The organism is uncultured Roseobacter sp., assembly GCF_947495275.1.
Lineage (GTDB): Bacteria > Pseudomonadota > Alphaproteobacteria > Rhodobacterales > Rhodobacteraceae > Roseobacter.
The window spans coordinates 1-1,096 of record NZ_CANLYL010000056.1; the positions used below are offsets into that span (position 1 = coordinate 1).

Genomic DNA, 1,096 nt, shown 5'->3' on the forward strand with positions numbered 1-1,096 from the left:
TGAGCCTCCCCCTTTGAAGTGGTCCGCCCCTATAGTTAGGAAAGTGGAGGACCAGAGATGGCCATTAAGAGACCCAAGCCAGAAGAGATTGTCGTGAAGTTACGGCAGGTTGAAGTTTTGATTGGGCAAGGCATGCCCCGAATTGATGCGATCAGGCAGATAGGCGTGACTGAACAGACTTATTATCGCTGGAAGAAGAAGTACGGCGGAATGGGCACAGAACAACTCAAGGAACTGAAGCGGCTGCAGAATGAGAACGAGCGACTTCGACGGGCAGTTTCTGATCTGACATTGGACAAGCTAATCTTGAAGGAAGCCGCATCGGGAAACTTTTGAGCCCCTCACGTAGGCGGGCCTGCATCAATCATGTGCGTCGTCAGTTCAAGGTTTCTGAGCGGCGGGTTTGCCGCGTTCTAGGCCAGCACCGTTCCACGCAACGACGATTGCCAAGAGGGCGTGCTGACGAAGAGCGCTTGGTCGCGGATATGATCGAACTAGCCCGCCAATTCGGTCGATATGGCTATCGTCGGGTTGCTGCTTTGTTGAGAGAGGCTGGCTGGCAAATCAACGACAAGCGTGTTGAACGATTATGGCGACGTGAGGGGCTCAAAGTGCCAATGAAACAATCAAAGAAGGGGCGGCTTTGGCTTAACGACGGATCTTGCGTACGGCTGCGGCCTGAGTGTCGCAACCATGTCTGGTCATACGACTTTGTGCATCACCGTACAGACGACGGCAGGGCGTTCAGGACGCTCAACATCTTGGACGAACATAGCCGGGAATGTTTGGCGATCCGGGTTAAACGGAAGCTGAACTCGACTGAGGTCATCGACGCGCTGACTGACTTGTTCATTCTGCGCGGTGTGCCTGCTTACATCAGGTCAGACAATGGCCCTGAGTTCATTGCTGAGGCCGTCAGGGATTGGATCAAAGGTGTCGGTGCCAAGACGGCTTATATAGAGCCTGGATCACCTTGGGAGAACGGATACTGTGAAAGCTTCAATGGGAGAATGCGGGATGAATTGCTCAACGGTGAAATCTTCTATTCGCTCCGTGAGGCCCAAATCATTATCGAAAGATGGAGGAACCACTACAA

At 52.9% G+C, this 1,096-nt stretch carries 1 protein-coding gene; it reads left to right on the forward strand.

Annotated features, from left to right (window positions below; genetic code table 11):
- Window positions 1-57: 57 nt before the first annotated feature.
- Window positions 58-1,096, forward strand: a protein-coding gene (locus Q0802_RS24670) for an IS3 family transposase (RefSeq protein WP_298922662.1) whose coding sequence is annotated in 2 segments (ribosomal slippage) — window positions 58-322 and window positions 322-1,096 — 1,040 coding nt annotated over the 2 segments. Because the reading frame shifts where the segments join, the coding sequence is not laid out codon by codon here. This gene is flagged as partial in the annotation.